The following is a 26,127-nucleotide window of genomic DNA, read 5'->3' on the forward strand; positions in this document are numbered from 1 at the left end:
TCATCCGCCGCTCTGCTTGAGTTCCTGCCACTCACGGAAGGTGGGCATCTCTGAAAGGTCGTTCATGCCGAAATACTCCAGAAACTGCTTGGTGGTGACATAAAGAAGCGGCTTGCCCGGAACATCCTTCCTGCCTGCAACCTTGATCAGGTTGCGGTCGAGGAGGTATTTCACAGTGCCGGAGGAGTTCACGCCCCTTATTTCATCTATTTCAAGCCTTGTCACAGGCTGTTTGTATGCTATTATTGCCGCTGTTTCAAGGCTTGCCCTGCCCAGCGCATCGGACTTTTCGCCGAAATGCGGGCGAAGCTCCTCAACCAGCGAGCTCTCAGTAACAAGCTGAAATCCGCCTGATACCATGCGTATTTTAAGCCCGGTGTCCAGCCTGTTGAACTCCTCAGCGTATTCCAGCAGCCTGTTTTCGAGGTTCATAGGCTCAAAAAAGGCGCGGAAGAACTTTTTCTCCAGCGGAGTGCCGGAGAGAAAAAGCGAGGCGTAAAAAATCTTCTTTTCCCTTGTTTTATCCATCCTCTTCCTCTGATTTCTCTATGAGAATTTCGCCGAAGTTTTCACTCTGGGAGGCATTTGCCACCTTATTTTTAAGCAGATCAAGAACCGCCAGAAGTGAGACGGCAACCTCTTTCCTGCTCCCGCATGAGCGGACTATATCGCTCCAGAACATGCGGATTTTCCTTGTCACAAGGCTTTTCAGCCTTGCCACAACCTCTTTGAAATCCACAATGTTTTTCTCAACCACCATCTTTGTCTTTCTTTCCTTGGTGGTGAGATCAAAGAACGAATCCGCCAGCAGAAACGGGTCTTCCGTGTCTGCCTGTTCCTTGGCGATGAACACTGTGTCGGTGCGCATGAGAAACTTGGAGGATTCCTCCTCACTCTTCCTGAGAAAAAGCGAAATATCCTTGTAAAAGGAGTATTCCACAAGCTTTTGCGTGAAGAGGTATTTTTCCTCTTCCGGGTCAAGTTCCTCCTCAAAGAAGGTGTCTCTGGGAAGGAGCATTCTGGACTTGAGATACACAAGGTATGACGCCATGTTTATGAAATCCGAGGCGACTTCTATATCAAGCTGCTCCATCTTTTTCACTGCTGAAATGAAGCTTTCGGTAATGATCGCTATGGGAATGTCGTAAATATTAAGCTCGTTCTTATATATGAGGTGGATCAGGAGATCCAGCGGTCCCTCAAAGTTTTCCAGTGAAACATCAAGAAGTTCGCTGTTCATATTTTAATGGCTTCACGCACCTTTTCCATAAGTTTTCCCGCCTCTTCGTTCGCTCTTTTCTGCGAACTTTCAAGGAACCCGTCCATATCCTTTATCTCTGTCTCAAACCTGCGTCTGCGCTCCTGAATAGGTTCAAGGAAGGCTCTCATGTGCCTGATCAGGATCATTTTGCAGTCCATACAGCCTATGCCAGCTCTTTTGCACTCGGTTGTGATGTACGCCCTCTCCTCTTCCGTGGAGAAAACCTTGTGATAGTCAAAAACGGGACAGACTTCCGGATCACCCACATCGGTTCTGCGCTGGCGGCGGGTATCTGTCTTCATGCGCTTGAGCTTCTGCTCCACTTCATCAAGGTCTTCGGAAAGCATGATGGCGTTGCCGTAGCTTTTGCTCATCTTGCGGCCGTCAAGCCCCGGAAGTTTGGGAATCTCCGTCAGAAGTCCTTCGGGTTCCACAAACACCTCAGCATTGTAAAGGAACTGGAAGCGGCGCACTATCTCACGGGCTATCTCAAGGTGGGGAAGCTGGTCTATGCCCACAGGCACATAGTTTGCGCCGTATATTATTATATCTGAGCTCATAAGCACCGGATAACCGAGAAAGCCAAGGTTTGACAGGTCTTTATCAGTAACTTCCTGTTTCATTTCCTTGTAGGTCGGGCATCTTTCCAGCCAGCTCACAGGTGTAATCATGGAGAGCAGAAGGAAAAGCTCCGCATGGTAGAGGTTTTTGGACTGAACAAACAGAGTGGCCTTTTCAGGATCAACGCCTGAGGCCAGCCAGTCAAGCACAAGGTCGCGTCTGTTTTCTATAATGTTTTCGGGGTCTTCATAATTGGTTGTGAGAGCGTGCCAGTCCGCCACGAAGTAAAAGCATTCGTGCTCGTCCTGCAGCTTCACCCAGTTTTTGAGGGCGCCGAAGTAATGTCCTATATGGAGTTTGCCCGTGGGGCGCATTCCGCTTAAAACTCTTTTCATCTATTTTTACCTCTTATCAAATTCTTAAAGGAGAAATGCCGTGAGATAGCGGATCACGGGGAGAACTGTCCTGTCAAAAATGCCCGTGAGAAACAGCAGGATAATGATGATAAAGCCGTAGCGCTCCGTCTGGGAGAATTTATAGGCCTTCTCAAACGGAAGAAAGTTGGTGAGTATCCGCCCGCCGTCAAGGGGAAGAATAGGGATAAGGTTAAACACGGCAAGTGCCACATTTATCTGCACGGAGAGTTTCAGCATTATGGCGACAGGCATAGCAACCCTTGCCAGCATAGTGTCTGCATGTATGGGGATGAAGAGTATAGCCTGAAGCAGAAGAGCCGAAGCCAGAGCCACGGCTATGTTTGAAACAGGCCCGGCGGCGGCCACAATCGCCATCCCGTATTTATTGTGCCTTATGCGGGAAAAGTTTACCGGAACAGGCTTTGCCCAGCCGAAAAGCTGTGTAATCAGCAGGAACAGTAGCCCCATGATGTCTATATGGGCAAAGGGGTTAAGGGTCAGGCGGCCGAGTTTTTTTGCAGTGTCATCCCCCAGCATGTACGCAGCCGCACCGTGAGAAAGCTCATGCACAGTGATGGCAAAAAAGAACGGCACAATGGCCAGAGACATAAATCTTATATATTCTGCAATATTGAAATCCATCAGAAATTCATACCAGATAAACGGGTTTCAGTCAATTTATGATACCTCGTCACAGAAGCAGCACAAAGGACATAAACCAGTTAAGCTCTATCTTATCTATATCGCGCTGTCCGCAGGGGGCGGAGTAATATTTCAGCGATTTTCTGGTAAGGCACGGGTAGCGGTACTCTTTGAGGATGTGCTCATACTCCTTCATAGCCTCCCCTCTCCTGCCGGAAATATCCATCAGCATGGCACGCATCATCAGCACAGTCCCTTCCCTGTAGTGGTCAAGCTTCTGAGCGAGGGTTTCATCCGCAAATTCCAGCGCCTTGGCATATTCCCCCAGCTTGGCGTATGAAACAGAGAGGAACAGCGGAAAGGCGTATTCATCCTGTTTCATATTTTTAAGACCGGACATAATGCTCACAAGCTCTTCATAATTATGGGTTTCGGAATGGTCACAGCCGGAGAGGGTATATGTTTCCATAACTTCCGAGTGCGGTGTATCCGGCTTTATCACCCGCAGAGGCTCGGTTTTACCCGCAAAAAGGTCTGAGATTGAGTAATCGTAAATGTTACCCGCCGTGGAGGGTGTGGTTCCGTCCGCAACTGCAACTCTGTCATCAGCAAAGCTGAAACTTGCGCTGGAAATGGTGTTGCTGTTTGCAACCGTGCATCCGGCGTAAAGATCCCTTTTCATCCCCACATCATAAAAATCGCCGAGGATTTTGAACATTTTTATATGATCAACGCCGAACCACATGGAATTGAGCATGTCGTCCATTCTCTTTTTGCGGTAGAAGTTGTTCTGCACCCAGATGTAAGCGGGTACGAACTCATCCGACCGTTTATCCGGCGTATGAGCCATGTTTGCGTAGCTGAACTTGTTCTCAGTGACCTTAAACTCGCTCATGCCCTTGCTGTTCATCTCAAAAACAGAGCATTCGCCAGTCTTGCCGTCAGTGATGAGGATTCCCCATCCGCCGGCGGTTTTCTTACGCTCCAGAAGCTCACGGACATCCGCAATGCTTCTGCATGTCGCCATAATGTCTGACACTATGCCGAGAACAGGTTCTCCGCCGAGGGAAACCTCCCTTGTGAAAAGAACATGCAGGGAGACGGCAAGCCCCTCCTCATTTATGCTTGTCAGTCCGGGGAGCAGAAGTCCGTCCGCACTGAGGGTTATCGAACCTATTTTATTCTTAGGTTTGATAACTATGAGGGCGTGATCCCTCGTCCAGTATTTTCCGCCGTAAAAGTCCAGATTTCTGCCGTGGATGATGCCCTCGCCCTTTTTCACGGCAAGGCTTGAGCAGCCGAGGAATATCTGCGGCATACCGCTGATGAAGTAACCGGACTTGCCCACGAGGTAAAGAAGCATGTCGGGGTAGGAAAGACTTTTGGACACAACAGAATAGTCAAGCCCCAGAAGCTCCGAATATGTTTTCCAGAAGACAAGGTCATTTTTGTTATACTTGGATGAAATGACAGCCGTAAGCTTTTTCAGGGCGAAAAGCCCCATATTCCCCAGAAGGTTGTTCCCGACTATGCCGCCGAGAACCTTGCGGGGAAAGTCCATGAAGTAGTCCAGTGTCTCCCTGTGGGCAATCTGCCCGTAAATAGCGGTTGCTATCTCTTCCTGAGTGCCTTTGGCGTATATAACTTTCATATATTACCGTGATATTTGCTCATCAGACTCTTCACCAGTTCAATGTCGGATGAATAGGTGATCTTTATATTTTCCGGAGTGGACTGCACATATTTAACCATATGCCCCGCCATCTCCATTGCCATAGACTCGTCCGTAAGGTTCAGCTTCTGCCTTGATGCATCCATAACGGCGGCAAGAAGCCTGCGAAGCTCAAACACCTGCGGGGTGTGGCTGAGGACATATCTGTTTCTGTCCACAGTGCCTTCTATTCCGTCCGGAGTTATTCTTTTCAGAGTTTCCCGCACAGGAACACAGCATATGCATGCGCCTGACTTTTCGGCAGTTTTTATAGTTTCCCTTGTGACCTCCGCCGGAACAAACGGACGCACCGCATCGTGTATCAGCACGTGAGTGCTCCGCACTTCCAGAAGGCAGTTCAGCACAGTTTTCCAGCGTTCATCCCCCCCTTTTATCATGCGGTATTTTATGCCCAGAGCATCCGCAGTCTCCTTCACTGTGCCGAAGTCATCCTCACCTGCGCCGATGAGAAATTCATCAAACTCAAAGGCATCCCGGAGGCATTTCAGCGAATAATACAGTACCGGACGGCCGTCAAACTCGGCAAACTGCTTTTTAACATCTCCGCCGAAGCGCTTTCCCACGCCCGCTGCGGGTATGACAGCGGTTACGCTCAAGAACGCACCTTGGTGAATATTATACGTCCGGATTCTGTCTGGAGAAGGCTTGTAACGTTTACCTTCACTGTCTCGCCCATCATTTTGCGGCCGTTTTCAAGCACAACCATTGTACCGTCATCCAGATAGCCCACACCCTGCCCATGTTCCTTACCCTCCTTCACTATTGTGATTGAGAGGTCTTCGCCGGGGAGGATGTTCTGGCGCATGGCCATGGCGAGGTTGTTAAGGTTGATTGCCTTTATATTCTGTATCTCCGCCACTTTAAGCAGGTTGAAATCAGTGGTGATGATGTATGATTTAAGCTTCTTCGCCAATGCCACAAGCTTTTCATCCACAGTGCCCAGATCTGTAAAGTCCATCTGGTTTATCTCAACGGGAATCTTAGTCTGTTCCTGAAGCTTCTTGAGAACATTAAGCCCCCTGCGCCCCTTCTGCCTGCGAAGGTGATCGTGGGAATCTGCTATATTCTGGAGCTCCTTAAGCACAAATGTGGGAATAACCAGCGCACCCTCCATCAGCTCCGTATCAACAATGTCCGCAATGCGGCCGTCTATGAGCGTGGATGTGTCCAGAACCTTCTGCTGGGCAGCGTACTTCACTGTCTTCTGTTTTGAGCTCAATATTTTGGAGAATAATAGCTCAAACACCCAGTGAACCTTCATTCCGAGTATTATGCCAAGATAAAGCATGAAGAAATAGATGCCGAGCTTAACCGCCTCGTTTGTAACCAGAGAGTCAAAAATCGTCGCCAGAAGATAAGCGATGAGAGAGAAAACAATTCCGCCCACCGCTCCGGCGAGAAACTTATAGCTCTTGAAGTCCGAGAAAAGGCTCTCGATAAAGTAAATGGAAAAAATGAGCACAACCGCATATGTCACGGCGTAGTAAATGTCGATGCCGAGAGACTCGTGCATCAGGACAAATACAAGAAAAATCATTACTGAGTATAAAAACCTGAAAAGCCACATAGCTTCCCCCTGAGTAGAAAAAACAGCCCCGCCGTCAGTCTAAGCGGCGGGGAAAAAGACTATAGTTCCAATATGGTCGTATTTATAAAAAAAGCAAGCTACAGCAAACCTATAAGACTTCCCAGCATTGTCCGTGCAAAATATATAACTATAAGCAGTATTATGGGGCTTATATCAATGAAGCCCAGAGGCGGAATTATCTTCCTGAAAGGCTCCATAACAGGCTCTGTCATGGCGATTACAAACTGAACCACAGGGTTTCTCGGATCGGGGCTCACCCATGACATAAGCGCGCGGATTATGATGAGCCATGTGAAAAGACCCAGAAGATCCATAAGAACCCTTATGCCTCCGGCGGCGGCTCCTTTAACAGCGGGCACTATGTGCACTGCTCCTGCTGTGGTCATATAAAAGCCGATGTGAAACAGAGTGTCCACCGCAATAAAAAGAGCAAACAGCACAATCAGTGCCGGCAAAATCACAGCATTTCCGGGCAGGTTTATAAAAGTTCTCGTCAGCTTCACCCAAGGAAGAGCTATGCGGTAGAAGAATGTGGAATAAGTGGTTGAACCGAAGCGGTTTGTTGTACTCCCCACCAGGACGGCTATAATATAAAAAAGCAGGATAAAGCGCAGAACATCGTCAAAAGCATAGAAAAATCCACGGATGAGCCCGGTTCCGCCCAGAAAAGAGACGGCAATGCCGTATGCAACAGCCAGAGCCGCCACAAAAACAGGCGCAAGTGTGTCTGTGCGCTTTTTGGTCATCTTAAGCATATTCATATATACCGGGTTGGTCACGGAAGCGACCAGCTTGCCCAGCGGGTTAAAGTGGAGCTCCTGCGAGGTCATGGCTGCATGGAGCAGAATCACGCATACTATAAATTTTATAGCAAAACCAATTATAATAATCATTTAAACAACTTCCTCCTTTCAGGAGCGCCCGCCGAAAAGGGCTGTTCCTATCCTGATCAGCGTGGAGCCTTCCTCCACCGCGACAGTGAAATCATCGCTCATTCCCATTGAGAGAATTTGCAGATCTATATTTTCCGATGCGAATTTTCCTTTCATCTCTTCCATAAGCTCCCTCGTGCGGGCAAAGTGAACCCTGTTCTCCTCTGCCTCGTTAACCAATGGGGGCATCATGGTAAAGCCTTTTACTCTTATGTGTCTGCATTTTGAGGCAGCTTTAAGCAGTGCGGGCAGTTCCGCGACATCCACGCCGGATTTGGCGGGATCATCTGCCACGTTAACCTGAATCAGCACATCCTGCACCCTGTTTTCACGGGCGAAATGCTTCTCCATCTCATTAAGAAGCGAAACCCTGTCCACAGAGTGAATCAGGCTGAAATTGCCTTTAAGATATTTTACCTTATTAGTCTGCAAATGTCCGATGAAATGCAGTTCAAGATCCTCTAAATCTCTTAGTTTTTCATGCTTTTCCAGCGCTTCCTGCACCTTGTTTTCACCGAAGAGCCTCTGCCCCTGTTCATATGCATCCATTATGCTTTCTGCGGGAAAAGTTTTACTCACCGCAAGGAGAGTCACGCTGTCTGTCCGCCCTGCCCTTCTCAGAGCTTCGGCGGCTTCCCGCATTATTTTTTCTTTCCGTTCGCTGAACAATTTATTTCCTCATCAGGACGGAGATCATCCTTCCTGTTCTGCCGCTGTCTCTTCTGTATGAGAAGAGATAATCAGAGGCATATGTGCAGTCGTTAACCATGACAACTTCGGGCACACCTGCGTTTTTCAGCACTTTTTCAATGCTTCCGCCGATGGAGAAGCAGGTCTTTCCGCAGATGTTTTCCACACCCGCCCCGTGTCCTGCCGACCTGAAAATATCAGCAACCTCGCTTCCCACCTCAAAGTTCGCAGTGCTTATTCCGGGACCGACCACAGCCTTAATAACCTTGTCACCGGCTTTTTCAAACATATCAAGCGCCTTTACCGTTATGCCTGCGGCAAAGCTTTTCCAGCCGCAGTGCAGGCTGGCGAGGCACTCACGGCCGATCAGGTGCACGTTCCAGCAGTCAGCAGTGAGTATGCCCAGTGCTATGCCCCGCTCACGGGTGAAGAGTCCGTCACCTTCGGAAAACATAACATCAGCAATATTTTCCGCAGTTACTTCCCGGATCACGTCACCGTGAACCTGAGTGAGGGTCACAAGTCTGTTTATCCCCCACGCTGTTTTAAGCTTTTCAAGGTTTTTCAGCACTTTAAAACAGTCATCCCCCACATGCAGAGCGGCATTGAACGAGGCGTATTCCCCTTCTGAGTACCCGCCTCTGTTTGTGGAGGTTATCTGTAAAATATCTTTATCATCAACAGCGCAGATGTATTCCGCACCGTTTTTTGCTACAAGCAAAATTACTTCCTGTCCTGAAGCTTAGCAAGGAGCCTAAGTATTTCGATATACAGCCAGATAAGCGTTACCATCAGGCCGAACGCGGCATACCATTCCATGTATTTAGGAGCGCCCATTTCAGCACCGTTTTCTATAAAGTCGAAATCGAGCACAAGATTAAGCGCGGCGATAATAACCACCACAATGCTTATGCCTATGCTGAGCGGGCTGGAATCGTGCATAAAGCTCATCTGTATGCCGAAAAAACCGAGAATGAAGCTTGCCAGATACAGAATCATTATTCCGCCCGTAGCCGCCACAACACCGAGCTTGAAGTTCTCGGTGGCTTTGATGTAGCCGCTTGAATAAGCAAGAAGCAGAGCCACAAGCACAGCGACAGTAAGCATAACCGCCTGAAGAACTATGCCGGGGTAGCGCATTTCAAACATGATGGATATGCCGCCCACAGCAAGCCCCTGAAGGGCAGCGTAAAGGGGGGCGGTTATTGCGGAGTATTCTTTTTTGAATGTTGTGACAATTGCCACTATGAGCCCGCCTATAATACCGCCGATCATAAGCGGATAAAGGTACTGCACATTTCCGCTGACAGCCATGTTCCATGGAATATAGCCTGCTATAAGCAGGATGGCAGTGAGGATGAAGGTTTTGTTAACCGTCCCTCTTATTGTCATCTCGCCGTCGAATCTGGCAGCGGCTGTTCCAAGGGAGGCTCCGCTCTCCCCTCTGGAATATGTGGCGCTGGATGCGGCCACCCTTTCCCCTCTGGCGGCCGCGGCCGCTTTCTCAAATGCTTTGTCCGTAAGCATAGGGTTTGATGTTCTCATGTTGTCTAAGCTCCTTTATATAATAATTTAAAATTTGCCGTCCGTGGAGTCAGATAAGTATTCAAAATCTCCGTCTGTTATTCCAGAATATATCAATGGCAGAAACTCTTCAAGAGAATCCGCCGTATGCTGTCCGAATCTAAAATACGCATCTGGTTTTTACAAGACAATAATAACTATGAAAAATTCAAAGAAATTTTATATTCCGTCCGGCGTGGTGTCAATCCTGCCCGCTCAGTTTCATTTCCCTGTCGATAAGCTGCGTAAACACAAGGGATACAAACGCCAGAACAGCACCCGCCACAAAAGGAATGCGGTAGTTCAGCATCCATAAAAGCCCGCCGGTAAGGGGTATCACAACAGCCGCTATATGGTTAATGGTGAATCCCACCGCCATTGTGGGCGCTATGTCCTCCGAATCGCCTATCTTCTGGAAGAAGGTTCTTATGGCGACTGAAAAGTTATAGAAAATATGATCTATTATATACATAGCCGCTATTATCCATTTATTGTCCACATAAGCATAAGCAAGGAAAACGCCTATCAGGCTCACATATTCCAGAGAGAGAACACCCCTTTCCCCGAACTTGTTTATTGCCTTGCCTATCATAGGGTTAAGAAAATAATTCACTGCGTTGTTCACCACAAAAAGCACAGCAATGGCAAAAGCGGAGAAACCGAACTTCTCCACCATGAGAAACACGGAAAACGCCACGAAAATCTGTCTTCTTGCTCCGGCAAGGAATGTAAGCACATAATACAGCCAGTATTTTTTCCGCAGGAACATGTTCTTGCGCTGAACAGGCATATTTTTCTTGGTCGGGTCTATGAAAAGGCAGTAAACACCGCCCGCAGTAAGAAAAACGCCCACGATAAGGTAGATTGTCTTATAATCGAACACCTTGAGCATGCCCATCACAATAAGACCGACAACTATACTGCATGCGGCGGAAATGCTCCTGAACCTGCTGAGCACAAGGGGCGTTTCCTGCTTGGTGAAATACTGCAGGGTGAGTGACTGGTTCACTGTTTCGTAATAGTGAAAACCGAAGGACATGACAAGGGTGGTGAATATCAGCCCGTAGTAAGTGGGCATAAACCCGGTGAGACCGACACCGACACCCAGAAAAATAATGGAAAGTGCGCCGACTTTATGCTCCGGAATGAACCTTATTACATAGATAACAAGAAGCGCAAGGAAGCCGGGAATCTCCCTGACAGACTGAATAACCCCCATCTGGTAGCCGTTTATGCCCGCCTGTTCCACCGCAAAGTTGTTGAAAAGTGTCTGCCATGTCTGGAGGCCGACTATGGATGCAACGGTAAGAAGAAACAGAAAGAAATACATTTTATTGTCTCTTGTCACCGCACCCTCTTTAAAATCATCTAATAATAAAAATCAGATAGCACATTTATTCCGTGGATAGAAGAGGAAAAAAGGCGTTTTTCCGACAAATGATTAAAATTTCTTTGCTGCCGCCCTTTCAAATATGGTGAGGTCTTTATCGGAATAGAGACAAATAACAATCCTTTTCAGATTTTCCGGCGCATTCTCAGCAAAGTCCGTTATGGCTTTGATGATTATCTCTGCCGCCTCATCCTCCGGGAAGCCGTTTATACCCATTGAAACAGCGGGGAGAGCAATGGAGGCAAGACCTTTTGCCTCAGCAGTCATAAGCCCGGTAAAGACCGCTCCGTAAAGGTTTTTCTCCGGTGCGGGGTCTATTCCGTATCTGGGACCCACTGCATGCACCACATATTTTGCCCTGAGATCTCCGCCTCCGGTAATCACAGCGGAACCCAGCGGGCAGTAGCCGATGGCATCGCATTCCTTCTGTATGCTTTCGCCCCCTTTTGTCCTTATGGCTCCGGCAACGCCGCTCCCCAGCTTGAGGTTAGTGTTTGCGGCATTTACTATCGCATCTGTGTCCAGTTCGGTTATATCGCCTTTTATGAGTCCGAGAGTGACTCCGTTGACAAGTATTTTCAGCATGGTCAGCCCCCTGCCTGAGTTTTGCGCTCTGATTTCCAGTTTTCATATATCTTAATAAAAACAGGATGATACGTAAGTGAAGGGTCCATCCGGAGGTAGTTTATAGTTTCGTCCATCTTCTCCGCCGGAACAGCTATAAACTGTCCGGAACCTTCCGCATATACCGTTCCCTCACTGTCCTTTATACACCCCTCCGCCTCATAAAACATCCTGTTTTTTCCTGAGTAGGATGTAACAAGGGTGAGAGGAGTTTCTGAAGGGGTGTTCTTTCTGAATTTTACATTTAGATTTCTGGTGAAGCAGAGCGTATCCATAGTGCCGAAGACACTGGCGCTCCAGCCCATGCACTCGTCCAGCAGGGCGGAGACAATCCCGCCGTGCACAACGCCATTAAAGCCGCAGAAGCGGGCGGGGATGCACAAATCCGCCTTTACATGATTATCTTCCACATAAAAGCGTGCATCCACGCCGAAAGTGTTTTCCTCACCGCAGATAAAGCATCCGCTGGAGTGAGGGAGATAGTATTTTATGCCCATTTTATCTGGTTCAGCTCGAAGCGCTCCTTTATAAACTGATGTCTCGGCAGAACAGCAAAGGCAACTTTCATCTTGCCCGCTTTTTTCAGCTTGGTTTTGCTGGAGAAACTGTAAACCCCGTTATCTGTCCCGGTGAACTCAAGCTCCACAAACTCAGGGTCTTTGAACTCGCCGCTAGCACCGTCAAACTCCACAACAGCGCATACGGAAAGGTTTTCCGGCCTTATGGCATCCGTTCGCACAGCCGCGCTGAATACCACGCCGGACTCCATCTTAAGGTCTTCCGCCTCAACTTTTGTATCAACAAACTGCACATTGTCCCAGCTCTGTATTATGCTGTCCTTCCAGAGAACATACTCTTTCGCTTCCTCATGCTTGTTGGCGCGGAAGGCGGAGTTAAGCTCATGCACAGGTACGTAATACTGGCTGGTGTAGTCCATAACCATTCTTGAGGTGTTGAAGAAAGCGGCGCATGTTTTTATCGCCTGTTTCATCATCCTTGTCCATTCGCGGGGAACACCTGCTCTGTCTCTGGTGTAGAAGAGCGGTATTATCTCGTTCTCAAGCTTGTCATAGAGCTCCATGCTCTCTACATGATCCTGATAGGTTTCCTTCTCGTATTCCTCGCCTGCGCCGATTGCCCAGCCGTTTTCACCGTTGTAGCCCTCGTCCCACCATCCGTCAAGGATAGAGAGGTTAAGTCCTCCGTTGGCTGCTATCTTCATTCCGCTTGTGCCGGAGGCCTCCATGGGGCGTTTCGGCGTGTTCAGCCATATATCCACACCCTGAGCGAGGTATTTTGCCACTTCAATGTCATAATCCTCTATGAAAACAACTCTGTCTCTGAACATCGGCTTGCGGCAGATGTGGAAAATCTTTTTGATAATCTCCTTGCCGCCGTTATCCTTGGGGTGTGCCTTGCCCGCTATGATTATCTGCACGGGGCGGTCTGCGTTGTTCAGTATCTGGTGGAGCCTCTGCTCATCCATGAAGAGCAGGTAGCCTCTTTTATACGTGGCAAACCTTCTGGCAAAGCCTATTGTGAGATAGTCGGGGTTGAGAACCTCGTCCGCCTTCACAAGCTCGCCTGATGTGCCTCCTCTCTGGAGAATCTGGCTTTTCAGGTGTTTTCTGGCAAATGCAATGAGCTTTTCCCTCTGTCTCTGCTTTGCTTTGAAGAGAGCCGCATCGGGGATGTTCTCCGCTTTGCTCCAGATTGTGAAGTCGTAAGGCTTGTAATACCAGTTCTCGCCTATATATCTGTTGTATATGGTTTTAAATTCTTCTGATATGAATGTGGGCAAATGAACGCCGTTTGTCACATGCCCCACGGGTATGGAGTTTTCGAGGGCGTTCGGCCAGATGTTCTTGAACATCTTTCTGGAAACCTCTCCGTGCAGGCGGCTCACGCCGTTTCTGTATGTGCTGAGCTTTATTCCGCATACAGCCATGGCGAAACCTTCGCTCTCGTCAAAGGGGTTTACCCTGCCGAAGCCCATAAGCTGATTTATGTTCAGGACGCAGTTTTCAAAAAGCGGGCCGAGAAAACGCTTAACCTGATCTGTTCCGAAAATATCAAACCCTGCGGGAACCGGAGTGTGGGTGGTGAAAATGGTGCTCTTGCGCACAACCTCGACTGCGGTGCGGAACTCCATTCCTTCTGAAACATAGTTCCTTATGCGTTCAAGGTTCACAAAAGACGGGTGGCCTTCGTTTATGTGATAAACCGTGGGCTTTCTGCCCATAGCGCGGATCGCCCTGTAGCCCGCTATACCGAGGATTATCTCCTGCTTGAGGCGCATGTTTGAGTCGCCTCCGTAAAGCTGGCCTGTTATCTGCCTGTCCTCTCTGGAGTTTCCTTCAACGTCAGTATCAAGGAGGATAAGCTCTATCCTGCCCACCGCCATGCGCCAGACATTGACCTTAACATTGCGGTTCTCCACCATAACCTCAACGCAAACCTCCTGACCTTCGGGGTTCAGGGCACGGCGCATCGGCATGTTGTAAAACTCGTTGTAGGGGTAATATTCCTGCTGCCATCCGTCGGAGTTAAGATACTGGTGAAAATAGCCGTTTCTGTAAAGGAGGCCTATTGCGGAAAAAGGTATGCCCACATCACTGGCGGATTTGCAGTGGTCTCCGGAGAGAACACCCAGACCGCCGGAATAGAGTTTAACGGATTCGTGTATTCCGTATTCCGCGGAAAAGTAGGCAACATGCATCTTTTCTTCGACTTTTTTTGCATGTTCAAGCTCAAACCAGCGGGGAAGCGTCATGTATTCTTCAAACTGTTTATGCACAGCCTCAAGGCGGGACATAAACACAGGGTCTTTCATCAGTTTTTCGTAGCTTTCCTTTGTCAGGCTGCCGATAACGGCAATGGGATTATGGCGTGACTTTTCCCATGAGGCGGGGTTTATGCTCCTGAAAAGTTCAAGCGCATCATCATTCCAGCACCACCAGAGGTTATATGCAATCTCCTCAAGGGCTTTCAGCTCGTTCGGCAGGTCCGGTCTTACATTATATTCGGAAATCCTCATATTCTACCCCCTGAAAATTATATAGAAAAACTTATATGTGAATCAAGTATACTTGTAAAAAAGATTTTTTTCATGCGGTTTTTGGGGTGGGAGTGCGGATTTAACAGTTTACTCGTAATGAGTGCGGAGTCTTATGATCTTAACCGATTCCACATTCTCCAAAACCTGATAAACAAGGCGGTGCTGTATGTTAATTCTGCGGGACAAAGCTCCCTCAAGATTTCCTTTCAGTTTTTCGAACGGAGGCGAAGTTTGGTATGGGTCGTTTGATAAAATAGCCAGAAGCTCTTTTACCCTTTCTTTAAGACCGGAAGCAGCTAGTTTTTCTGCGTACACCCTATCAATATCCGGCTCACTTATGCTTCCATATCTTGTAAGAGGAAATGAAAAGTATCGCCGAAAGAGCGGGAAGAAGTATGTATTCGGGGATAACGCCCAGCAGTCTGCCGCCGATGAAGGTTCCGGCTACGGAACCCGCCGCCATATAGATTATGAATACTTTGTTCCTCTTTATCACGGCAAAGCTCTGATCCCTTGAATACCTCGCGAAACCCGCAAGCATTGTGGGAAGGCTCACCGCGAGGGAAAGGCTCCCCGCTGTTTTTATATCAAGCCCGAAGAGAAGAATAAGCGTGGGGATAAGCAGTTCTCCGCCCGCCACCCCCAAGAGAGACGCAAAAACACCTATAACGAACCCTGCGGCAACACCCAGAACAGTCTGCACAAGACCGGGAGCGAAAAATGAAGCGGATTCAGCCCGCATGCTGTGGCTGAAAAGCAGTATGAATGCAATTATAACAAGCATAGCGGAAATTATTCTGAAAAAGGTCTTTGAATGCAGTTTTACAGCAAAGCTGGCTCCGATCCATGCGCCCAGAACACTGCCTGCCAGGAGGTTGAGAATTACTGTCCAGTGGTCGCTGAAAACGCTTACCGGAACAGACTGCGCCCTGAAAGGAAGAGCAGAGGCAACCACAACAAGACTGGCCGCCTTGTTCAGTATAACGGCATCAAGAGCGGAGAACCTGAAAAATGATATAAGAACGGGAAGCCTGAACTCAGCCCCGCCCAAACCTATCAGTCCGCCAAGTGTACCTATGGACAAACCGCTTATAAAACTTGCAATGTTTCTTTTCATTTCAGCCTCAGATAAGTCAATATAAATTATCAATCAATATGAAAAGTGATGTAATATAAAAATTACATCATGTTTTATATTGTTTTATCACGTAATATCACCTATAAATTGATTAGTCAATATCGTAAAATATGCTTATAAAATGTCACTTAAATAAAATCACGGAAGGAACATTCATGAAAAACCAGACAGCTTTAGATGTTCAGGATGTTGCGAATATACTTAATATTGCAAGAAATACAGTATATGAACTTATCAAAAGAGGGGAAATCAACTCCTACAAAGTCGGCAGAAAAGTCCGTTTTACCATGAAAGATGTGGAAGACTACATTTCAGGCTCAAAAAAAATCCGCATACCGGAGCAATGTGAAATCTGCCATGCTGACCACGGCTCCGCAGCAGGACAGAATGAGAAGGGTTTTGTAATATGCGGGCAGGATCTGGTTCTTGACGCTCTTGTGGAGAGCATGCAGAAAGAACAGTTACAGCAGCCTGTTCTCCGCTCCTATCTCAGCAGTTATGACGGGCTTGTGGAGCTTTACAGAGGCAATGCTGCCGTAACCGCCGCTCATCTTTGGGACAGCAGCACAAATACATACAATATACCTTTCGTCCGTGCTCTTCTTCCGGGCGTTCCTGCCGTAATAGTGCATCTCACTGTAAGAACTCAGGGTTTTTTTGTCGCAAAAGGAAACCCCAGGCGCATCAAAGGCTGGAAAGATCTGGGACGCAGAGATATAAGAATAGTCAACAGAGAAAAAGGAGCCGGCTCAAGGGTTTTGCTGGATGAGCATCTTCGCCTGCTTGGGATTAAGGCATCCTCAGTTAACGGATACTACACCGAAACCGCAGCACATGTGGGACTTGCCAGCACAGTAGGCAGGGGAGACGCCGATATAGCTGTGGGGAGTGAATTTGTCGCCCGGCAGGTGGAATCAGTGGACTTTATACCGTTGCAGAAGGAAAGCTTTGAACTGGTCATAAAAAAAGAAGATTTTGAAACAGAGCGGGTCAGACAGATGATGCGTATTTTAAAATCTTCTCAGTTCCGGCAGGAGTTTGAAGGCATAGCTGGCTACGATGCGGCAAATATGGGCACGATCGTAGCCGAAATCTGAGGGTTTACCTCACTCCCGAATGCCCGAAGCCTCCGGAGGAGCGTTCAGTGTCATCAAGGGTGTCTGCCGACTGAATGCTGACTCTTGTCACTTTAGCGAAAACAGCCTGGGCTATGCGGTCGCCCTTTTCGTATCTGAATGTATTTCTTGAGTGGTTTATGAGTATGATACCCACCTCGCCCCTGTAGTCGCTGTCTATTGTGCCGGGTGAGTTGAGCACAGTTACACCCTGTTTCAGAGCAAGGCCGCTTCTGGGACGGATCTGCGCCTCGTACCCGGCGGGGATTGCCATCCTGAGTCCGGTTTTGACCAGCTTAAAGGCTCCCGCCTCAATCTCGCCTGATTCCCCTGCCCTTATATCCATGCCCGCTGCGCCTTCCGTCTGGTATGCGGGAACAAATTCCTCTCCGTGCTCGCTTATGATTCTGACGGTAATATCAGGCATCTGGACTCCTCCGCTGAGTAATATTTTTCCGCAATGGCGTTAACGCCGCTAAGTGTCATGCTCTTAATTCTCTGTGTTATACTGTCGCTGTCAACTGTTTTTCCGTGGTAAAAAAACTGTCTGAGATTGGAAAACATTCTGCCGGAAGAGGTCTCAAGCCCTGAGCAGAAGCCGTATAGCATCTGGTTTACCGCAAGTTCAAATTCGCTTTCGGTTATGCCGTGCTTTGCCATTTTTCTTATCTCTTTCCTTGTTATCTCCTCAACTGCGTTCAGGTTGGCACGATCGCAGCTGAAAAAGACAGAGAGCGCCCCGCACAGGGAATACAGGCTCATATCCGTTTCGATGTTGTAGCAAAGCCCGCGTTTTTCCCTGACCTCCTGAAAGAGGCGTGAGCTCATCAGCCCGCCCAGAATCATGTTGAGAGCGGAAAGCTCGAACCGCTCATCATCCGCAGCAGTGCACCCCGGCATCATATACTCTGCGTACACCTGCTCCACACCGAGACTGAGGGTTTTGTCAAACTTTCTGCCTCTGCATGCTGCCGTTAAAGGAGCAGAAGCCTTTGAGCTGATATTCGCGCCGCTCTTGTCCAGAGCGTTTATGACATCCTCCGCCGTTGCGCTTCCGGCGATGGAGATAATGCAGTTTCCTGCGGTGTATTTCTCTTTGTAAAATTTTCTGAGTTCGGAGATCCCGAAGCCTTTTACCGATTTTTCCGTACCTGAAATAGGCATAGCCATGGGGTGGCCTTCAAAAAAATATCCCTCGGCTTCCTCATCCAGATATTCTTCCGGGCTGTCCTTGAGCGAGGCTATTTCCGTGAGGATAACCTTCTGTTCGTGTTTGAAATCCGCTTCGGAGAGGTTAGGAAAAAACGCTATATCCAGCAGTATATCCATGAACTTGTCGAAGTTGCCGGAGAAGCCGTTGATATAGAAAGTTGTCTGCTCCTTGGTGGTATAGGCATTCATGTAGCCGCCGAGACGCTCAGATTCCTTGCTGATCTCTTCCAGCGTGTATTTGCGGCTGCCGCGGAAAACGAGGTGCTCAATAAAATGAGAAACGCCGTTGGCTGCGGGTGTTTCAGACATGCTGCCGTTTTTAAAGGTCACAGACAGGGAGACAAGCCCGTTGGCAAATCCCGAACTGTCTGTCAAAATAGGTATTTCACCGTGATAAGTAAGTATGGGTTTCATAGAAATCTACAAAAAAGGCACACATAAAGTGTGCCTTTTATTATTTTTAGTAATTATTTGAAAAAGTTCGTAAAGAACAGAGCTTACAGCAGCACCTTTCTGGAGATTTTGTGTCTGCCGTTCTGGTCTTTGCCGAGGTATTTCACTTCAACAATTTCGCCTAGTTTAAGAACATCCGCAATGCTGTTGATACGCTCATTGCTGTACTGGGAAACGTGAAGCAGGGCTTCAACGCCGGGGATTATCTCCACGAAAGCGCCGTAGTCCATTATCTTCTTAACTTTGCCCTGATAAACCTTATCAAGCTCCACTTCCTGAACCGTACCGTTGATTCTGGCTATGGCTGCTTCTATGGCTTCTTTGCTCACGGCAAATACGTTTACCTGTCCTGAATCGTCAATGTCGATCTGGGCGCCGGTGTCTTCAACTATCGCTTTTATGTTCTTTCCGCCGGGTCCGATGAGCAGACCGATCTTCTCAGGGTTAATTCTGAGGGTCTGGTATCTGGGCGCTGTCTCGGCGAGCTCTTCTCTGTAAGTGGGGAGAGCCTCTTTCATTTTACCGAGGATATGCAGCCTTGATCTCTTAGCTTGTGCAAGGGCTTCCTCAAGAAGCTTCCTTGAAAGACCTTCAATCTTAATATCCATCTGAAGAGCGGTTATGCCGTTTTCTGTTCCGGCTACTTTAAAGTCCATATCGCCGAGGTGGTCTTCGGTTCCCATGATGTCACTGAGGATGATGTACCTGTCCCCTTCCTTTATGAGACCCATAGCAACGCCTGCAACCACATCCTTAACGGGAACACCCGCATCCATAAGGCTGAGGCATCCGCCGCATACAGTCGCCATTGAGGACGAGCCGTTGGACTCAAGAACTTCGGAAACAATCCTGAGTGAATAAGGGAAATCAGCCTCAGCGGGAAGGATGGACAGAAGAGCTCTTTCTGCAAGAGCGCCGTGGCCTATCTCTCTTCTTCCGGGACCTCTGAGGAAACCGACCTCACCCACGCAGAAGGGGGGGAAGTTGTAGTGAAGCATGAAGCGTTTTTTCGATTCGCCTTCAATGTTGTCCAGCATCTGAGTATCAGTTTTTGTACCCAGAGTGGCTACAGCAAGCGCCTGAGTTTCGCCTCTGGTGAAGAGAGCGGAACCGTGGGGCATGGGGAGAAGGTGAGTTTCGATGTCGATGGGGCGTACATCTTCCGCCGTACGTCCGTCGATCCTTTTTCCGCTGTCCAGAGAGAAGTCACGGAAGACTTTTTTCTCGACATGGTGCCATACTTCTTTATAAAAGCCTTTTTTATCAGCGTATTCTTCGCCGAGTCTTTCCTCAACAGTTTCGAAGTACTCGTCCCTGACTTTGTCAAGGGCGGCGTATTTCTCAAGCTTGCCGGGGATAACAAGGGCTGCGTTGATTTTTTCTTTAAGCTCTTTCTCAGCCTCTTCCAGAACCGCAGCGGGTACAGAGAAATCCTTATATTCGAATTTCTGTTTTCCGCATTTTTCAGCAAATTCCTTCTGAATGCTGCAAAGAATTTTTATCTGATCATGGGCAAACTGGAGCGCCTCGACAACCTCTTCCTCGGTAACCATTTCCATTCCGGCTTCCACCATGTTAATGGCATCATCCGAACCTGCAACAACTATATTCATCGTGAGTTCGCTGAATATCTCGTATGAGGGGTTGATTATAAGCTGTCCGTTGTGTTTGCCTACCCTTACACCCGCAACAGGTATGCTGAAGGGAATATCAGAAATGAGCAGCGCAGCACTGGCCGCGTTGATGGAAAGAACATCAGGCGAATGTTTGCCGTCGTATGAAACAACAGTGGCAATAACCTGAGTTTCGTTCCTGAAGCCATCGGGGAACATAGGACGAAGGGGTCTGTCTATAAGCCTTGCTATAAGGGTTTCCTTATCGGAGGGTTTGTTCTCTCTCTTAAGGAAGCCGCCGGGCACTTTGCCCACTGCGTAGAATTTTTCAACGTAGTTTACAGTAAGGGGGAAGAAGTCTACGCCGTCTGAGGCGTCTTTTCTTCCGGTAGCGGTGACAAGTATAACCGTTCCGCCCTGACGAATCCAGATACTTCCGTTGGCCTGCTTTGCTTTCCAGCCCGTTTCAAATATTATGGGTTCGGCATCTTCACGCAAGCTTACCGATACGGTATCGAGTTTTTTATCCATGCGTTATTTCCTGATTCCGAGAGTCTCGATGATCGTGCGGTATCTTTTGAAATCTTTCTTTTTCACATAGTCAAGAAGCTGGCGTCTCTGCCCAACGAGAAGGAGAAGACCTCTTCTGGAGTGGTGATCTTTGGGGTTTGATTTGAAGTGATCGGTAAGGTAAGTGATTCTTTCAGTGAGAAGAGCTACCTGCACTTCGGGTGATCCTGTGTCTTTTTCGTGTGTTTTGAACTTGTCGATCAATGTTGTTTTCTGTTCTTTAGTCATGACCATTATTAAAATACCTCCACAAGCTAAGCCTGAATTTATAACAAATCCGCTGCCAAAAAACAAGGCAATATTGATGGTTACAGCATATTTTTACATGCCGATGCTGTATTTTACCCTATTTTTCGCGTTTTATCCTACACAAGCACTTTTATTATCTTAAGCGGGCAGCCTCCGCTGCGCGTTTTCTCAGCAATAGCAAGCACACGCCCGTTCTTTTCCGATATAAAAAACATTTCGCCGTCACTGCTCCCTTCAAAGGGCAGACAGGCGTAGTTCCATTCTTTTACTGATACTCCGTTGGAAACAAGCTTCACAGCCTCATCCTTGACTATGGCGTGTTTCCAGTTCAGCATAGAGGAAACAGGGTGAACCGCGGCAGTGAGAGTGCCCTTTGCGGCCATCTCCTCCAGTGCTCCGAGAGTAACGGAATATGCCACACGGAACATGCCGTTAGCAGAGCGTATAAGCCCGCTCATCACAGCGAATGAACCGATTTTCAGCCCTGCCTCATGTATTATGCTGCGGATATATGTTCCCTTGCCGCACTGAACTTTTATCACACCTTTTGGATATGCGTATTCAACAAGCTCAACGGAGTATATGCGCATCATGCGCTTTCCGGCATCCTCGATCTCCCCTTTTCGGGCAAGTTTGTATGCTCTTTCGCCGTTAATTTTCTTAGATGAGTAAGCGGGAACTATGAGTTCCTGCTCTCCCGTATATGATTTGAAAACCGCTTCGACTTCGGTTATATCGGGCTGAATGCTGCTGTTTTCCTCAAGCACTGTGCCTTCGGTGTCAAAGGAATCGGTTCTCATACCGAGTGTAAATTCGGCGATATATTCCTTATCCACATCCATAAGGTAGTCCACAAACTTAGTGGCATTCCCCACGCAAACAGGCAGCACACCCTCAGCCAGAGGATCGAGAGTGCCAAGGTGTCCGCATTTCTTTACGCCGAGAATCCTCCGCACCCTGTCCACGGCTTTGAAGGAGGTCATCCCTTTTTCTTTGTAAAGATTAACTATCCCGTTCATCGTCTTCTTTGATTATTTCACGGAGAACTTCATCAATACGGCTTCCGTAATTTGCGGAATCATCGATGAAGAATATGATTTTGGAAGGCGCTTTTTTAAGATGCACAGCCTTCTGAAGCTGATGCCTTATGAACCCGGCGGAGCTCATGAGCCCGCGGTGGATGTATTTGAGATTTTCCTTATTGTAGCTGGTGAAGTACACCTTCGCCTGTGAGAGATCTCTGGTCACCTCTATGGAGGTGATTACAACATCCTTAACCTTGGGGTCTTTCACGTCAAACTGTATTATCCTTGAAATCTCCTCTTTCAGGAGTTCCGATACTCTTTCTATTCTGTGCAATTTCCTAACCTTTATAAACCGGAAAAAGGCATTCAGAATATTTCCTCGTTAATGGAAATAACCTCAACCTCTCCGTATGATTCTACAAAATCCATAACTGCAGAGAGCATGCTTTCCGCATGCTGTCTTTCGGCAGAAACCGTAACAACGGCTATTTCAGCCCTGTTCCATATATCATGGGAACCGGTTTCGCTTACCGCAATATTGAATTTATTTTTCAGCCTTGCCTTGAGCCCGAAGATCACCCGCCTTTTATCTTTCAATGAAAAGGCCTGTTCAACCCCAAGCTCAAAAACCACAGAAGCTATGACCATAAGCTTATGCAAACCAATTTAAATCCCCCTTAATCCCCCTTTACAAAGGGGGAAATAGAGAGAACTAACCCGCGTCCTGCAAGTGTGCGTTTCTTGACAAAAGCACACAAAGCTGAGACTGCCGCGTCGCTTCGATCCTCGCAGTGACATAATTTACTGTCATTGCGAACACTGAAAGGGTGAAGCAATCCCGCTTAAGAAGCGGCTTCGCTCCGCACGGCGCACTTACATCCTGTAAGTGTTATTCAGCGCTGGCAGCTTCCTGAGCCTTCTGTTTTTCGAGATCACTTTTCTTAACATCGTCCAGCGTTCTCTTTTCTTCTACAGTTATGAAGGCTTCGATTACGTCGCCTTCCTTAAGATCGTTGAATTTCTCTATGCCGATACCGCATTCATATCCGGCAACAACTTCCTTCGCATCGTCCTGAAAACGTTTGAGAGAAGATATTTTGCCCTGATACAGAACAATGGAGTTTCTGACAACACGGACACCGGCTGTTCTGAGGAGTTTACCGTCGGTAACGTATGAACCGGCGATTTTTCCTATTTTCGGAACAGAGAATACCTGTCTGACTTCCGCCTGACCGATAATCTGCTCTCTGAGGTTCGGATCGATCATACCTTCAAGCGCCTGTTTAACGTCATCCACAATCTGGTAGATTACGGAGTAAAGGTTGATGTCCACGCCTTCCTTTTCCGCCTTTTCTCTGGCTTTCGCATCCGGTCTTACGTTGAAGCCGAATATGATACCGTTTGAAGCGGCAGTGAGGATAATATCGTTTTCGTTGATACCGCCCACTCCTGAGTGGATGATATTAACTTTGATTTCAGTGTTCGTAAGCTTATTAAGCGAGTTTTCAAGAGCCGCCAGTGAACCCTGAACATCAGCCTTAAGAACTATGTTAAGCTCTTTCAGCTCGCCTTCCTTAATTTTTGCGAAAAGGTCGGTAAGAGAAACTTTTGTTTTCTCCATGAGCGCTTTTTCACGTTTGTTATCAGCCCTGAGTTCTGCAAGCTGTTTTGCCACCTTTTCATCAGGCGTAACAATGAACCTGTCGCCGGACTGGGGAACATCGGAAAAGCCCATTATCTCAACAGGTATAGACACACCCGCTTCCTTAACAGACATTCCTTTATAGTTGAACATAGCCCTTACTTTGCCGTACTCAGTACCGCATACAAAGTTGTCGCTCTTTTTCAGGCTTCCGTTTCTGATAAGTACAGTCGCAACCGGACCTTTCTGCTTATCAAGCTTGGACTCGATGATAATACCTTCTGCCGGTCTGTTGGGATTGCCTCTGAGATCCAGCATTTCAGCCTCAAGCAGCACTCTTTCAAGCAGGGTATCTATGTTCAGGTTCTTTTTAGCTGATATTTCCTGAAACTGGTGATCGCCGCCCCATTCTTCGGAGATTATACCGAGATCAGCAAGCTGACGCTTTACCATATCAGGGTTAGCGTTTTCTTTATCTATCTTGTTTACCGCAACGACAATCTTAACGCCTGCCGCTTTGGAGTGGTCAATTGCTTCCTTGGTCTGGGGCATAACGCCGTCATCCGCAGCAACAACAAGGATTACTATATCCGTAACCTGCGCGCCTCTTGCACGGAGAGTGGTGAACGCCTCGTGACCGGGTGTATCGAGGAAAACTATTTTGCCGTGGTCAAGCTCAACTTCATACGCACCGATGTGCTGCGTAATCCCGCCCGCCTCTTTTTCCGCAACGGATGTTCTCCTGATTGCGTCAAGAAGCGATGTTTTACCGTGGTCAACGTGTCCCATAACAGTAACGATGGGGGGACGGGGAATCAGATCTTCAGGCTTGTCTTCCACAGTGGGGAGAAGATCCTCCTCCGTAACCACTTTGGTTTTGACATCTATGCCGTATTCAGCAGCAAGAAGAGATGCTGTATCGGCATCCACCGCCTGATTCACGGAAGCCATAACGCCGAGGCTGAGAAGCTTTTTAACAAGCTCTGTCGCCTTCACCGCCATAAGTTTGGCAAGGTCAGAAACTATGATGTTTTCGCCTATTTCCACGCTTGAAGGACGCACGATAACCTTGGCTTCCGGTTCCTGACGTCTTCTGCGTTTATCGGGTCTGGGTCTTGAAACCTGAGGCTTTCTTTTTACAGTCTCGGCCTCTTCTTCCTCTTCCTTAACCGCAACGGGAGCAGCCTGAACCACACTCGTATCTATTATTTCATGCTCAATGGTAAGCTCGTCAAACCCTTCCGCAACTGTTTTGTGGAAGCTTTTCGGTTTGTCGGACTTTTTAACCGGCTTTTTCTTAACCTCAGTCTTCTGAGGCTCCGGTTTATCTTTTATCTTTTTCTTTATCTCAAGCTTAATTTCATCTTTCGGGGTTGTCCCGGTGTTCTGAGAGGGTCTCTGCGGACGGCGGTCACCGTACTGCGGCCTGTCGCCCCTGTCTTTATCCATGGGTCTTCTGTCCCCGTACTGAGGTCTGTCGCCCTGCGGACGGCGGTCACCGTACTGGGGTCTGTCGCCCTGAGGTCTTCTGTCGCCATACTGCGGTCTGTCACCCTGAGGACGGCGGTCGCCATACTGGGGTCTGTCACCCTGAGGTCTGTCACCTTGGGGTCTTCTGTCGCCGTACTGCGGTCTGTCGCCTCTGTCATTGTTATACTGAGGTCTGTCGCCCTGAGGCCTTCTGTCACCGTACTGAGGTCTGTCGCCCCTGTCGTTGTTGTACTGGCGCTCGCCCTGCGGTCTGTCACCCTGAGGACGGCGGTCGCCGTACTGAGGTCTGTCACCCTGAGGTCTTCTGTCGCCGTACTGCGGTCTGTCGCCTCTGTCATTGTTGTACTGGCGCTCACCCTGAGGTCTGTCACCCTGAGGACGGCGGTCGCCGTACTGCGGTCTGTCGCCCTGAGGCCTTCTATCGCCGTACTGAGGCCTGTCGCCCCTGTCATTGTTATACTGACGCTCACCCTGAGGTCTGTCACCCTGGGGTCTTCTGTCGCCGTACTGAGGTCTGTCATTTGAATCGGGTTTTGCTGCGGGTTTTTCTCTCTCTTCATCCCGCGACGGCAATTCCTTTTCCTGCTGAAGCATTTTTTCTCTCTCACCTTGTTGACGGCCTTCAGTAGCAGGTTTAGCAGCCTGAGCCGGGCCGGCAGATATGTTGTCCTGAGATTTTTCGGTCGGAGCGGAAGTTTTTTCAAAATTAACCGGGGCTTCCGCTTTTGCAGCCGAAACAGTCTGTTCCTTCGCCGCTACAGATGCTTCCGCAGGTTTGGAGACAAAGGTCTCCTGAACGTTTTCAGCGCGGACGGGTGTTTTCACTTCCGTTTCTTTAACGTACTGTTCCCTCTGTTCATCCACTTTGCGGATATTTTTCTCAAGGGCGCGCTTGCGGTTAAGCAGTTCTTCACGGGATAATCTTTTAGGCTGCTGAGGTTCATCCTCATTGCCTTTTATTTTTACTTCTCTTGCACGGGGATGTTTTTTGTGTCTTTCAAGGGCTTTTTGAAGCAGTTCCTGACGCCTGTTCAGTCTGGAATGTTTATCCTCTTTTGCGGATTCGTCGGAATCGCCTTCGGTCAAATCCAGTCCCGTATTATCATGCTCGTCATTTCTATTCAATTTTTTCCCCTCGTCGTTATTTTTAAAATCTGACATC

General features: G+C 48.2%; 26 protein-coding genes. 1 reads left to right on the forward strand and 25 read right to left on the reverse strand.

Features of this window, described 5'->3' with window-relative positions; translation table 11 throughout:
- From scpB to OSQ85_RS04230, 17 genes are all read right to left on the reverse strand, one after another.
- Nucleotides 1-528 (reverse strand): SMC-Scp complex subunit ScpB, encoded by a 528-nt coding sequence (gene scpB, locus OSQ85_RS04150; protein WP_265821513.1) that lies wholly within the window; start codon nt 526-528, stop codon nt 1-3.
- The gene (locus OSQ85_RS04155; RefSeq protein WP_265821514.1) at nt 521-1,240 is read right to left on the reverse strand and encodes a segregation and condensation protein A; all 720 of its coding nucleotides are present in this window, start codon (nt 1,238-1,240) and stop codon (nt 521-523) included. The genes scpB and OSQ85_RS04155 overlap by 8 nt, the downstream gene beginning before the upstream one ends.
- On the reverse strand, nt 1,237-2,217 hold the full coding sequence (gene trpS / locus OSQ85_RS04160; RefSeq protein ID WP_265821515.1) for a tryptophan--tRNA ligase: 981 nt from the start codon (nt 2,215-2,217) through the stop codon (nt 1,237-1,239). The genes OSQ85_RS04155 and trpS overlap by 4 nt, the downstream gene beginning before the upstream one ends.
- Nucleotides 2,218-2,241: 24 nt before the next feature.
- On the reverse strand, nt 2,242-2,880 hold the full coding sequence (locus tag OSQ85_RS04165; RefSeq protein WP_265821516.1) for a site-2 protease family protein: 639 nt from the start codon (nt 2,878-2,880) through the stop codon (nt 2,242-2,244).
- A 49-nt stretch (nt 2,881-2,929) separates the two neighbouring features.
- On the reverse strand, nt 2,930-4,531 hold the full coding sequence (locus OSQ85_RS04170) for a carcinine hydrolase/isopenicillin-N N-acyltransferase family protein (protein ID WP_265821517.1): 1,602 nt from the start codon (nt 4,529-4,531) through the stop codon (nt 2,930-2,932).
- Nucleotides 4,528-5,208 (reverse strand): 2-C-methyl-D-erythritol 4-phosphate cytidylyltransferase, encoded by a 681-nt coding sequence (gene ispD, locus OSQ85_RS04175; RefSeq protein ID WP_265821518.1) that lies wholly within the window; start codon nt 5,206-5,208, stop codon nt 4,528-4,530. Before ispD ends, OSQ85_RS04170 begins: the two co-directional genes overlap by 4 nt.
- Complete coding sequence (locus tag OSQ85_RS04180; protein WP_265821519.1) at nt 5,205-6,179, reverse strand: PIN/TRAM domain-containing protein; 975 nt, start codon at nt 6,177-6,179, stop codon at nt 5,205-5,207. The genes ispD and OSQ85_RS04180 overlap by 4 nt, the downstream gene beginning before the upstream one ends.
- A 98-nt stretch (nt 6,180-6,277) precedes the next feature.
- Nucleotides 6,278-7,093 carry a YggT family protein gene (locus OSQ85_RS04185; RefSeq protein ID WP_265821520.1) on the reverse strand — a complete coding sequence of 272 codons (816 nt, stop codon included), beginning with the start codon at nt 7,091-7,093 and terminating at the stop codon, nt 6,278-6,280.
- An 18-nt stretch (nt 7,094-7,111) separates the two neighbouring features.
- Nucleotides 7,112-7,801, reverse strand: a complete 690-nt coding sequence (locus tag OSQ85_RS04190) for a YggS family pyridoxal phosphate-dependent enzyme (RefSeq protein ID WP_265821521.1) — start codon at nt 7,799-7,801, stop codon at nt 7,112-7,114.
- Nucleotide 7,802: 1 nt separating this feature from the next.
- On the reverse strand, nt 7,803-8,543 hold the full coding sequence (locus OSQ85_RS04195) for a polyphenol oxidase family protein (protein WP_265821523.1): 741 nt from the start codon (nt 8,541-8,543) through the stop codon (nt 7,803-7,805).
- Nucleotides 8,544-8,545: 2 nt separating this feature from the next.
- A complete protein-coding gene (locus tag OSQ85_RS04200) occupies nt 8,546-9,367 on the reverse strand; it encodes a Bax inhibitor-1/YccA family protein (protein WP_265821524.1) in 822 nt (273 codons plus the stop codon).
- Between the two features lie 220 nt (nt 9,368-9,587).
- Entirely contained in the window at nt 9,588-10,715 is a 1,128-nt protein-coding gene (locus tag OSQ85_RS04205; RefSeq protein WP_265821525.1) for an MFS transporter, read from the reverse strand.
- 111 nt (nt 10,716-10,826) lie between these two features.
- Entirely contained in the window at nt 10,827-11,360 is a 534-nt protein-coding gene (locus OSQ85_RS04210; protein WP_265821526.1) for a macro domain-containing protein, read from the reverse strand.
- Between the two features lie 2 nt (nt 11,361-11,362).
- Nucleotides 11,363-11,896 (reverse strand): PaaI family thioesterase, encoded by a 534-nt coding sequence (locus OSQ85_RS04215; protein ID WP_265821527.1) that lies wholly within the window; start codon nt 11,894-11,896, stop codon nt 11,363-11,365.
- A complete protein-coding gene (gene glgP, locus OSQ85_RS04220; RefSeq protein WP_265821528.1) occupies nt 11,887-14,436 on the reverse strand; it encodes an alpha-glucan family phosphorylase in 2,550 nt (849 codons plus the stop codon). The genes OSQ85_RS04215 and glgP overlap by 10 nt, the downstream gene beginning before the upstream one ends.
- A gap of 108 nt (nt 14,437-14,544) precedes the next feature.
- Nucleotides 14,545-14,772: a Txe/YoeB family addiction module toxin gene (locus OSQ85_RS04225; RefSeq protein WP_265821529.1), complete on the reverse strand. Its 228-nt coding sequence runs from the start codon at nt 14,770-14,772 to the stop codon at nt 14,545-14,547.
- A 16-nt stretch (nt 14,773-14,788) separates the two neighbouring features.
- Nucleotides 14,789-15,574 carry a sulfite exporter TauE/SafE family protein gene (locus tag OSQ85_RS04230; protein ID WP_265821530.1) on the reverse strand — a complete coding sequence of 262 codons (786 nt, stop codon included), beginning with the start codon at nt 15,572-15,574 and terminating at the stop codon, nt 14,789-14,791.
- A 176-nt stretch (nt 15,575-15,750) separates the two neighbouring features.
- Between OSQ85_RS04230 and OSQ85_RS04235 the strand changes: the two genes are divergently transcribed.
- Nucleotides 15,751-16,692 carry a helix-turn-helix transcriptional regulator gene (locus OSQ85_RS04235; RefSeq protein ID WP_265821531.1) on the forward strand — a complete coding sequence of 314 codons (942 nt, stop codon included), beginning with the start codon at nt 15,751-15,753 and terminating at the stop codon, nt 16,690-16,692.
- A 4-nt stretch (nt 16,693-16,696) separates the two neighbouring features.
- On the opposite strand, the gene dut is transcribed toward OSQ85_RS04235, so the two are convergent.
- From dut to infB, 8 genes are all read right to left on the reverse strand, one after another.
- Nucleotides 16,697-17,137 carry a dUTP diphosphatase gene (gene dut, locus OSQ85_RS04240; RefSeq protein WP_265821532.1) on the reverse strand — a complete coding sequence of 147 codons (441 nt, stop codon included), beginning with the start codon at nt 17,135-17,137 and terminating at the stop codon, nt 16,697-16,699.
- Complete coding sequence (locus tag OSQ85_RS04245) at nt 17,110-18,336, reverse strand: M16 family metallopeptidase (RefSeq protein ID WP_265821533.1); 1,227 nt, start codon at nt 18,334-18,336, stop codon at nt 17,110-17,112. The genes dut and OSQ85_RS04245 overlap by 28 nt, the downstream gene beginning before the upstream one ends.
- Before the next feature lie 83 nt (nt 18,337-18,419).
- On the reverse strand, nt 18,420-20,519 hold the full coding sequence (gene pnp, locus OSQ85_RS04250) for a polyribonucleotide nucleotidyltransferase (RefSeq protein ID WP_265821534.1): 2,100 nt from the start codon (nt 20,517-20,519) through the stop codon (nt 18,420-18,422).
- A 3-nt stretch (nt 20,520-20,522) separates the two neighbouring features.
- Entirely contained in the window at nt 20,523-20,792 is a 270-nt protein-coding gene (rpsO, locus tag OSQ85_RS04255; RefSeq protein WP_265821535.1) for a 30S ribosomal protein S15, read from the reverse strand.
- Between the two features lie 131 nt (nt 20,793-20,923).
- Nucleotides 20,924-21,826, reverse strand: a complete 903-nt coding sequence (gene truB / locus OSQ85_RS04260) for a tRNA pseudouridine(55) synthase TruB (protein ID WP_265821536.1) — start codon at nt 21,824-21,826, stop codon at nt 20,924-20,926.
- Nucleotides 21,810-22,166 (reverse strand): 30S ribosome-binding factor RbfA, encoded by a 357-nt coding sequence (gene rbfA / locus OSQ85_RS04265; RefSeq protein WP_265821538.1) that lies wholly within the window; start codon nt 22,164-22,166, stop codon nt 21,810-21,812. The genes truB and rbfA overlap by 17 nt, the downstream gene beginning before the upstream one ends.
- Nucleotides 22,167-22,198: 32 nt before the next feature.
- Nucleotides 22,199-22,492, reverse strand: a complete 294-nt coding sequence (locus tag OSQ85_RS04270; protein WP_265821539.1) for a DUF503 domain-containing protein — start codon at nt 22,490-22,492, stop codon at nt 22,199-22,201.
- A 229-nt stretch (nt 22,493-22,721) separates the two neighbouring features.
- Nucleotides 22,722-26,090: a translation initiation factor IF-2 gene (infB, locus tag OSQ85_RS04275; RefSeq protein ID WP_265821541.1), complete on the reverse strand. Its 3,369-nt coding sequence runs from the start codon at nt 26,088-26,090 to the stop codon at nt 22,722-22,724.
- Between the last annotated feature and the right edge of the window lie 37 nt (nt 26,091-26,127).

It is taken from the genome of Geovibrio ferrireducens, assembly GCF_026226615.1.
In the GTDB taxonomy this organism is placed as follows: domain Bacteria; phylum Chrysiogenota; class Deferribacteres; order Deferribacterales; family Geovibrionaceae; genus Geovibrio; species Geovibrio ferrireducens.